Here is a 9,607-nt window from a genome sequence, read left to right as displayed (position 1 = left end):
GAAGCATCATTTATTTAAGTTAGATACATATTATATGTACGAAGGCATTTCATTTACACAAGATTCTTGACGCTACCGTTATTTATGATAAGAATACGGTTCCTTACACTATTCACCCAGTTGATAAGGATGGGAATTCATTGGGTCATGATGTTAGCGGTGAAGATGCTGCGGGGAAAGCAGTAGATATTCCTGATATTCCCGGCTACGTTGTTAATGACAGTAAAGTTGTAAATAATGCCGGGCATAATCAAGTAATTATTCCCGATAGTGGAGGCAACATTAATGTGATCTATGCCAAGACATTTGCCAATGAGACTACACTAAACGTTAACTATCTGGACAATGATAATAATCAATTACTTCAACAAAAGTTAATTCACGGTTCAGTGAATGATCCTTATACGGTTACCGATGATTATTACCCGGATACTTTAACGATTAACGGCCAACTTTATATTCTAGTTCGAGGGAAAATGCCAGCTAATTTATCCGGAACTTTGGTAGCGAATACTGCACCTGTAATTCTCTATTATCAAAAACAAGTTACCCCTCCCAATCCGAACCCAGGCCCCGGGCCAGAGCCAAATCCAACACCAGTTAACCCAACTCCAACGCCATCAACTCCGACAGTAACAACGCAGCCATCAACCCCTGGCATTGCCAAAAAGGGTGAAGCCGTTTACGCTTTGAAGAAGATCTACATGTACAGTAATAAGGACTTCAAGAAGAGTGAACGAGTTGCCAACTATGCCAAGAAGCCACGAATTAATCGACCAATGTTTGTGGTAACGGATTATGCGAAGTCGAAAGCTGGCAACTTGCGGTACGTGGTTCGTGATGTGAACCATCATAGCAAAACTGCCGGTAAGAAAGGTTATATTACGGCTGATTATTCCTTTGTTCGACCAGTTTATTATCACAGTTCTCACAAGACACTGACGGTGATCAATCCGCGGGGTGTCAATGAATATACAAATAAGGACTTGACTGGCAAAGTTAAGAACTTCAAACAAGGCACGCAGCTCAAAGTGAAGGGCTTTGTTAAGCATAACTTAACGACTCGTTACCTCTTGAGTAATGGTCACTACATTACCGGAAACCGCAAACTTGTGATTGCTGGTAACCAGAAGCAGCCGAAACAAATCAAAGTTAAGAAAGCCATTTATCGTTACAATAACGCCAACTTCAGTAAACGCACGAAGCACATTAAGAAGGGGACCGTGTTGAAAGTTAAGAAGTGGGAATACTCACAACCATACTCAACTACGACCTTTGGTGCTAAACGTTATGCGGTTGCTGGTGGTTATGTAACTGCTAATAGCAAGTATGTGAAGGTAATTAAATAGGATTACGAAAAAAGTCTATCAGTTTCTTGCGGATAGGCTTTTTTATGTAGAACCGGGTTTTAAATGATTTTGAAAAATTCATTAGGAGTGCATCGTAAATTTGACATACGACATATATTTAAATAGGTCGTATATCACAAGCCACTTGAGAAAAAGAGCAGTGAAAAATGATTGTATTGCAACATAATTACTTGTTAAAATTAAAAGATGGTCAAGAGACTTAGGTAGCACCTAATCAACTTTGGCTTAGTGAATTACGGATGGTGCCCACCCCTCAGTAAGAATACCCACGGAGGTGAGGTGCCATGCCAATTGGAAAGATTAGGAGGCCGTCCCGGTGCAAGTCGCCGTGATGATTTGGGTAACCGCACAAGCAAGCTTAACGTTTGCGCGAGCGGATTACCTAATAAAAAAAGCTAATCATTTAGATTAGCTTCGCCCAAATCATCCATACTCACGTTTGTGGCTGTCGGTCTCGTCCACCGGCAGTCACTTTTCATATAGTTATGATACATGATTTGTGGGGTGGTTTCAAGGATTGGGGTGGGGTTATCGGAGAGTAATTTACTTATAGATAGTGTGTATAGGACGCCACTACGGTAGAAATCTTTGACGGGTCTCTAAGATACTTTGGCTTTGTACGCCATTATATAGTGGAAATGCGCTCTGACGACCCTGACCCCTACTGCATAAGCAAAACCAACCAACAATGAACAAAACGCGTTCATCATTGGCTGATTCTGCTTATGCTCCGGGGTCAAACCGGGTCTCGTCGCGCTCTGGCCTCAATCCAGCACATCAATCTTCTTCACATCCGCTAAATTACTCATCTTCATGATGAAATCATCAGGATCTGTTCGTCTTATTAATCTAATTTGCATTTCTAGTGAGAACGAATCTGGCTTATACGCTAAGATTCGCATGCGGACATTGGTACTGCCGATAATTTGCAATCGCTTGGGCAGGGCATCCATATCGTTTAGCTTTCCAGTGAAGGTTACTTGCAGGCGGATCAGAGTGCGGTTTGGGTAGAGTTTCAGTGCCTTGATTCTGCGGACAATCGTTTGGGTGATCAAAATGCACAGCGTACCCGCAATGCCGATGACATACATGTCAGCCCCGATAGCCAAACCAATTGCTGCCGTTGCCCACAAGCCAGCCGCCGTGGTTAAACCGTCAATTTTGTGGTTTCTGGTCATGATTGCGCCGGCACCGATGAATCCAATTCCAGTGACAACCTGGGAAGCCACTCGGGATGGGTCCAAGCTGATGTCAGTGGCGTGACCGGTTAAATCAAAGAAACCATATTTTGAAATGATCATGAAGAGGGCGGCACCGACCGCAACCAACATGTGGGTCCGAATGCCGGCAGTCTTCAAGCGGACTTTACGCTCATAACCGACCGCGCCACCGCAAATAGCGGCCACAAACAGCCGCAGCACCCATTCCAGTTGATATAACCAGTAATCCATTGGCAGCACCTCCGTTTAAATAATATAACTAATTGCATTATATATCGAAATAATCACTAACCAAAATATTATGCCGATAGATCAATGGATTGCCGCAGTTAAACAAAGCAAAAAAGAGCCTCCTCATCAGTTGAGAAGACTCTTTATGCCCGAATATATTATGATCTTAGTTAAATACATAGACCTTACTTTCATAAGGGCGTAATTCCGTGCCTTGATCATCATCGTAATTGCTGATGACGAGTTTGTCAGCTTTCCCCTGATCATAATCACGGGTCACCGTGTTGGCAGTGAAGTTACTGATTACCAGCAACGTCTTGCCTTGATAATGACGCCGGTAAGCGAAGACTTCTGCATCGTCAGGATCAATTTCATCATAGGTTCCAAACTTAACCAAGTCGGAATCATGCCGGAGTTGGATTAACTTCTGATAGTGGCAAAAGACGGAATCTTTATCTTCCACCACAGCTTTGGCATTGATTTCCTTATAAGTTGGATTCAAGGCGAACCACGGCTTCACGTCCGAGAAACCAGCGTTCTTGCCGTCGTCCCATGGCATTGGGGTGCGGGCATTATCCCGGGAAATGTTGGCTAAATACTTCAGCATGGTTGGCCCATCCACCAGCTTCTTTTCCTCGACCAACTCGCGGTAGGCGTTGATTGATTCGAGATCTTCGTACTGATCAATGCTGGTGTAGTGCACATTGGCCATGCCAAGTTCTTCACCTTCAAAGACAAATGGCGTTCCTTGCATCATGTGAAGGGTAGTACCCAGCATTTTAGCGGCACGAACCCGGTAATTCGGATCATCGTTGGCGAAGCGGGAAACTGCCCGGGGCTGATCATGGTTGTTCCAGTAGAGACTGTTCCAACCCTTGCCATCTAAGGCCTTTTGCCAACGGGAGAGGGCGTTCTTCAACTCCGGTAACTTGACCGGCTGATCGTTCCACTTACCCAAGCGTTTGTCTGGATTGGGTTCCAAAGCAACGTGCTGGAACTGGAAGACCATGTTCAGTTCATGGCTGTCGAGGCCAGTGTAGCTGATGGCATCTTCGGGCTTTGAACTCGGCATTTCACCAACTGTCATGACATCGTAGTGGGAAAGCACCTTGTCGTTCATTTCGTGGAGGTAGTCGTTTAACTTAGGCCCATCGGCAACCAGACCTTCCGTGAGTGGGTAGGTGCCGGGTTCAGGTGCATCGGGAAGGCCTTCAGGTTTGGAGATCAGGTTGATGACGTCCATTCTAAAGCCATCAATCCCTTTATCCAACCAGAATCGCATGATGTTCCAAACGGATTCCCGAACGGCTGGGTTTTCCCAATTCAAATCAGGTTGACCAGGGGCAAACAAGTGTAGGTAGTACTGGCCTCGTTCCGGAACGTATGTCCAGGCACTGCCACCAAATGCTGCGTGCCAGTTGTTGGGTTCATGACCATCAACTGGATCGCGCCACATGTAGTAGTCGGCGTACTTGTTATCCTTGGATTGTTTGCTTTCTTGGAACCAGCGGTGTTGATCGGAAGTGTGGTTAACCACGAGGTCCATTAGTAACTTCAATCCGTGGGCGTGAACCTCCTTCAATAATTCGTCGAAATCGGTCATCGTGCCATATTCCGGTAAGATCTTCTCGTAATCGGCAATATCGTAGCCGTTATCTTTGAGAGGGGACTGATAAATTGGGTTCAACCAAAGGACGTCAACTCCGAGCTTCTTTAAATAAGGCAGGCGCTTGATGATTCCATGAAGATCACCAATCCCATCATTGTTACTGTCCTGAAAACTTTGTGGATAAATCTGATAAATTACGGCATTTTGCCACCATTTGTGGGTCATATTGAATTCTCCTCTTTTTTTAGTGAGCGGAGTCAGGCGGTTAGAAACTGGAATATAAGTCTCCATGGGCAGAAATTCGTGGGCTTGGAATTTTTGCCCATGGTGCTTATATGGAAGTTTCTGCCTGACGTAGCTGTCCTAGTTATTATAGTTTAACTGGTTCACTGAGCCTTGAGTGGATAAAGCGAACTGAAAATGCGGCGAGTACTAATGAAACTCCGCCAACCAAGAACATTGCTGGCATTGAGTGACCAACCATTGGGAAGATGAAGAAGCTGCAAAGGGATGCGGCAATTTGGGGCAAGCAGATTGCACAGTTGAAGAGTCCCAGGTAAGCCCCTTCATTTTCACCGTTCAAAGCCTCTGTTAAGAGTGAGAATGGTTGGGTGTTCATGGTGATATAAGTGATCCCGATCAGGCAGAATGGCAAAACGAGCAACCATTTGCTGTGGATGAAGAAGATCAGAATGAAGCCAAGGGCACCAGCAAGTAAACCAAAGACGTACCATGCTTTTCGGTGTTCTGGTTTAGTCCGTGCTTGCACTAACAAACCAAAGACAACTGAAGCAACAGCTTGAATACAAGTGAGTACCCCATACCAATTACCAGCGGCTTGATAACCGGCTGATGATGGGTTGGATGTGTGCCAAACATTCAAGGAAATGGCACCGGCAGCGTAGGTCCAAGAGTAGAGAATGGCAAACCAGGTAAAGAATTGAACAATGGAGATTTCCCAGAATACCCGGGGGGCTTTCTTGGTTAATTCCCAAAGACTAGGCTGCTTCTTTTGCTTGGTTAAGTCAATGTTGTGATATAAAGCATATTCTTCAGGATTGTATTCGTGAACCTTGGTAATTGTGTAGAACGAGGTCAGCAACAGAACGGCTGCGGCCAGGTAATAGGCTAATTTAACGGTGATTGGCACTTCACCTTTTTGAGCGACGTTTGAAAGACCGATGAAGGCGAGAAAGAATGGAACCAGACTGGCGAGCACTCCACCAAGGTTGGAGAAGGACTGCTGCCAAGACCAAGCCATATCTTTTTGATCTTCGTTGACCATGTCGCCGATGACCATCTTGAATGGTTGCATACAAACATTGGATGAGAGATCCATGAACAAGGTGGCAATGGCGGCAAACCATAGAGCGGCCGCCGAACCATAACCAAATCCAAATGAACCGGCGTTAGGAAGTAATACCAGAACGATTGCTGCGACGGGTGCGCCAATAAATAAATACGGCATACGTCTTCCAAAACGGGTCCAAGTGCGGTCAGAGTACTTACCAATTAATGGCTGAATAACCATTCCGGCCAGCGGTGGCAAGATGAAGAAAAAGCCTAAGTTATTCGGGTTGGCGCCAATGGTTTGAAAAATTCGCCCCATTTGTGATTGTTGAAGTGAGAACGCCATGTTAACCCCGAAAAAGCCAAACGTCATTGCAAAAATCGTACTTACTTTCAAACTTGGCAAATGGGATGCAAAACTTTTAGGTTCAGTTTTAACGTCACCATTACCAGCTTTTGCTTTTGCGTCCATAATGATTCCTCCTAAAAAATAAGTGAGCGGAGTAAAGCAGTTAGAAGCTGGAGCCTAAGTCTCCTTCTGCTTTACGGAGCTGTTTTAATAAAAGTGAGCGGAGTAAAGCACTTAGAAACCAGAATCTAAATCTCTTTTTTCGAAAGCTCCTACTTCAGGAATTTTTGAAAAAGATGCTTAGATAGATATTTCGCTTTACACAGCCGTCCTACGTGAACGCCCCAGCAACTTGGCCAATAAATATATTGCAAGGAAACGTTTACAGCGATTATAATATCGCTGAAAGAAAACGTTTGCAAGCCTTTTGCATCAACATCACAAACGTTTGTGTTTTACTAAAAATTTAGGCGCCGTTTACTGTGTTAAAATGAGGTGAACATCGTAAAGCGCTTAACATTAATGATTCTAGTGAAACTTATCAATATACATAAAAGAGAGGTGGCGCAATCATGGCGGTCACAATTAAAGATATTGCTAAACAAGCAGGGGTCTCTCCTGCCACTGTTTCAAGAGTGCTGTCTGGTCAGGCAGCATTTTACTCAGAGAAGACAGCAAAAAAGGTAAAAAAAACAGCCAAAAAACTTGGCTATCAAAAAAATACGGCTGCCGTTGAATTGGTTACCCGCCGTAGCAAGGTGATTGCGGTCATTGTGAGCTCAACCAAGACGAACTTTTCCGACCAGATCATCGATGGGATTCAGCAAGAGGCCGGTGAGCATGATTTGAATGTGATTATTTTATATGCCGGCGAAAAAGATCCCCAGATGGAACGAAAAGCTTTGGAAACCGTGATTGAACGGTCGGTAATGGGTATTTTGTTGGTCGCCGTTAACCTTAATTCGGTTAATGAGAACCTGTTAGTCAATGCCAATATTCCATACCAGTTCCTATCAATCACCCTTAAAAATCGAAAATTACCGTTCATTACCTCGGATGATTTTCAGATCGGCTATCAAGCTACCAAGTATTTGATTGATAAGGGTCATTCCAAAATTGGATTTGCGGCAGCGGATTTAGACTCTGTGACTGGTCAGTTACGATTGGATGGGTATCATCAGGCCATGGCTGATAATGGGTTGCAATTGAATTCGGCCTGGGTTTGCGGCGGTGACTTTGCTTATGAAGACGGCGTTAATGCGATGAAACAATATGGCCGTGAGCCGGAGGTGACCGCGGTGATCGCATCCAGTGATTTGGCCGCAATCGGCGTGATGAATCAGGCGCAGGATTATGGATTGAAAATCCCAACTGATTTAGCTGTGATGAGTGTTGATGGGACGAAACTTTGCAGCATCGTGCGGCCGCAATTAACCAGTGTCACTCAGGAATTCTTCGAGATGGGTGTTCGGGGGATGCAGCAGATTATTAGTCAACCGACAAAGGCTGCCAAATCAGCTTTTACCCCATTTAAAATTATTGCTAGGCAGAGTGTCTAGGACAGCTCCTCCAGGCAGCACCTGCACGTAAGCACCACAAGCAAAAATTCTAAAATCGGGAATTCCTCCTTGCGGCGACTTACGCTCCGGTTACTAATCGCCTGGATCTGCTCACTTATTTTTAGGAAGGAGTGGCATCTAATGAAAGCAATTGTATTGCGAAAACCGGGGGAACCGGATGTATTGTCGTATGAAGATGTGCCAACGCCAACAGTGAAGGCAGGTTGGACGTTAGTCAAGGTCAAAGGATTCGGGGTCAACCGGTCGGAAATCTTTACCCGAAATGGGTGGTCACCGACTGTCAAATTACCGCGGATCTTAGGGATTGAGTGCGTTGGTGAAGTTGTCAAAACCACTGATCCAAGTCGACTACATCCCAGCCAACGGGTGATTTCGGTTATGGGCGGCATGGGCCGTGAATTTGATGGCAGTTACGCGGAATACACCTTGTTGCCCAATAAGCACATTTATACCGTTTACACTGATCTGAATTGGGACGATTTAGCAGCCGTTCCGGAAACTTGTGGGACAGCTTATGGCTCGTTGAAAAAATTGAAATTGGCCTCTGGTAATCGTTTATTGATCCGGGGTGCTACCAGTGGGGTCGGGGTTGCGGCTGCTCGCTTAGCCAGGGCAATGGTGCCAACAATTGAAATCACTGGTTCCACTCGGCATATGGAAAAGGCCAAGGAATTGAAAGAAAATGGCTTTGACGACGTGATCCGCGATGAGGATAACAAATTGCAGACGGATGGCTCGCAGTTTGACCGCGTGTTGGAGCTGGTGGGCGCAACCACTTTGAAAAATTCGATGATGGTAACCAAAACCGATGGCATTGTCTGTATGACCGGTGAATTGGGCGGCGTGTGGACCCTTAAAGATTTTGAACCAATCTCTGAATTGCAAGGCGCTTACCTCACTAGCTTTGAATCAGGCGCGCTAAATCAAGCCACCTTTGATGAATTATTCGACTTGATCGATAGGAACCACGTTGATGTGACACCAAGAAAAGTGTTTGACCTGCAACACACCGCTGACGCCCAGGCGTTTATGGATGGACATTATAGCTTTGGGAAAGTGATTGTGCGGGTGCAGTGAGTAAAGCAAAAAGCAGGGATCGGGCTCACAATAAAAAGGCTACCCCACTATATTTGGCGAAATTGCAGTGGGGGTAGCCCTTTTTTGATACTCGTTGAAACACTTGAAATAATCTGTTGAATTTCAAGCAGTTTGTAAGTGAAATGCTACAGATAATCATTGAGATGAGATTCTAAGAACTGATCAAGGCCTTTAATGTCGACAAGTTGGAGCTTGCCAATTTTTATGACCCGCCACTCTTTGTGGAAATCAACTAGCGTACTAGTATCAATCCAAGATGGATGGTCAAGCCCAGCTTGCTGCCATTCTCGAATTTTATAGTAGAACTTTTTTATATGCTCCGATTTAGTGACATATTTTGTGGTGATCCTGAATAACTGATAATGAACCTCGTCTTGCTGATAAATCAAGACAGGCTGGGTCTTGCCTTTTCCCACTTGATCTGAGTATGTTATGAAGGCAATCGCAATCGTATTATTTTTCATCATCGTCTCCAAACAAGAATTTTTCGGCTTCTTGTTTATTTTTGATGATAGGGATGCCTAAAGATTTGATTGTACTTGTTAAATGATGGGTGGCCCGCTCTTCATCAGTCAGTGAAAAGTCGAAAGGAATCTTCCCTTCTGCTTCGATGCGACGGTATAAAGCATTCATAAGAATGGATGGATTCAGTCCCAGATCTGATAAGATGTCATTTACATCGTCACTTAATTGTTGATCCATCATAACTTGAATCCGTTTCTTTTTATCAGATTTAATTGGCATAGGAGCACCCCGATCATGTTATACGTATTCTGTATGTATATCATACTGAAAAATAGCGTGTATGTACAAGATTCTATACTCTATTTCCGTAGTCTCAGCCAATGTTTGAAAAATCA

8 protein-coding genes are annotated in these 9,607 nt (G+C 44.5%); 3 read left to right on the top strand and 5 right to left on the bottom strand.

Annotation, left to right across the window (positions count from 1 at the left end):
• Window positions 1–140: 140 nt before the first annotated feature.
• Window positions 141–1,349 carry a DUF5776 domain-containing protein gene (locus tag QUF07_RS07655; RefSeq protein ID WP_289427126.1) on the top strand — a complete coding sequence of 403 codons (1,209 nt, stop codon included), beginning with the start codon at window positions 141–143 and terminating at the stop codon, window positions 1,347–1,349.
• 785 nt (window positions 1,350–2,134) lie between these two features.
• Here QUF07_RS07655 and QUF07_RS07650 read toward each other — a convergent pair.
• The 3 genes from QUF07_RS07650 to QUF07_RS07640 all read right to left on the bottom strand — a co-directional run bounded on the left by QUF07_RS07650 (window position 2,135) and on the right by QUF07_RS07640 (window position 6,192).
• Window positions 2,135–2,821 carry an MgtC/SapB family protein gene (locus QUF07_RS07650; RefSeq protein WP_289427125.1) on the bottom strand — a complete coding sequence of 229 codons (687 nt, stop codon included), beginning with the start codon at window positions 2,819–2,821 and terminating at the stop codon, window positions 2,135–2,137.
• 166 nt (window positions 2,822–2,987) lie between these two features.
• Window positions 2,988–4,655: a glycoside hydrolase family 13 protein gene (locus tag QUF07_RS07645; protein ID WP_289427124.1), complete on the bottom strand. Its 1,668-nt coding sequence runs from the start codon at window positions 4,653–4,655 to the stop codon at window positions 2,988–2,990.
• A 145-nt stretch (window positions 4,656–4,800) separates the two neighbouring features.
• Window positions 4,801–6,192: an SLC45 family MFS transporter gene (locus tag QUF07_RS07640; RefSeq protein ID WP_289427123.1), complete on the bottom strand. Its 1,392-nt coding sequence runs from the start codon at window positions 6,190–6,192 to the stop codon at window positions 4,801–4,803.
• A 449-nt stretch (window positions 6,193–6,641) separates the two neighbouring features.
• Between QUF07_RS07640 and QUF07_RS07635 the strand changes: the two genes are divergently transcribed.
• Together QUF07_RS07635 and QUF07_RS07630 are read left to right on the top strand one after the other, a co-directional pair.
• Window positions 6,642–7,628, top strand: coding sequence for a LacI family DNA-binding transcriptional regulator (locus tag QUF07_RS07635; RefSeq protein ID WP_217341441.1), 987 nt, complete (start codon window positions 6,642–6,644; stop codon window positions 7,626–7,628).
• A gap of 141 nt (window positions 7,629–7,769) precedes the next feature.
• Window positions 7,770–8,726, top strand: a complete 957-nt coding sequence (locus tag QUF07_RS07630; protein WP_217341440.1) for a zinc-binding dehydrogenase — start codon at window positions 7,770–7,772, stop codon at window positions 8,724–8,726.
• 146 nt (window positions 8,727–8,872) lie between these two features.
• Here QUF07_RS07630 and QUF07_RS07625 read toward each other — a convergent pair whose 3' ends face one another.
• A complete protein-coding gene (locus tag QUF07_RS07625; protein ID WP_217341439.1) occupies window positions 8,873–9,211 on the bottom strand; it encodes a type II toxin-antitoxin system PemK/MazF family toxin in 339 nt (112 codons plus the stop codon).
• Complete coding sequence (locus QUF07_RS07620; protein ID WP_217163254.1) at window positions 9,201–9,491, bottom strand: type II toxin-antitoxin system RelB/DinJ family antitoxin; 291 nt, start codon at window positions 9,489–9,491, stop codon at window positions 9,201–9,203. The genes QUF07_RS07625 and QUF07_RS07620 overlap by 11 nt, the downstream gene beginning before the upstream one ends.
• Between the last annotated feature and the right edge of the window lie 116 nt (window positions 9,492–9,607).

Origin of the sequence: Lentilactobacillus sp. TOM.63 (genome assembly GCF_030361045.1) — a bacterium.
GTDB classification, from domain to species: Bacteria; Bacillota; Bacilli; order Lactobacillales; family Lactobacillaceae; genus Lentilactobacillus; species Lentilactobacillus dabitei.
Note: the sequence above shows the minus strand (reverse complement) of the source record. Positions and strands in the feature narration are given on the sequence as shown.

What these genes read in the sequence shown, in the direction of transcription:
- QUF07_RS07650 (WP_289427125.1), bottom strand. Translation starts at nt 2,821, where the DNA reads ATGGATTACTGGTTATATCAACTGGAATGGGTGCTGCGGCTGTTTGTG.
- QUF07_RS07645 (WP_289427124.1), bottom strand. Translation starts at nt 4,655, where the DNA reads ATGACCCACAAATGGTGGCAAAATGCCGTAATTTATCAGATTTATCCA.
- QUF07_RS07640 (WP_289427123.1), bottom strand. Translation starts at nt 6,192, where the DNA reads ATGGACGCAAAAGCAAAAGCTGGTAATGGTGACGTTAAAACTGAACCT.
- QUF07_RS07635 (WP_217341441.1), top strand. Translation starts at nt 6,642, where the DNA reads ATGGCGGTCACAATTAAAGATATTGCTAAACAAGCAGGGGTCTCTCCT.
- QUF07_RS07630 (WP_217341440.1), top strand. Translation starts at nt 7,770, where the DNA reads ATGAAAGCAATTGTATTGCGAAAACCGGGGGAACCGGATGTATTGTCG.
- QUF07_RS07625 (WP_217341439.1), bottom strand. Translation starts at nt 9,211, where the DNA reads ATGAAAAATAATACGATTGCGATTGCCTTCATAACATACTCAGATCAA.
- QUF07_RS07620 (WP_217163254.1), bottom strand. Translation starts at nt 9,491, where the DNA reads ATGCCAATTAAATCTGATAAAAAGAAACGGATTCAAGTTATGATGGAT.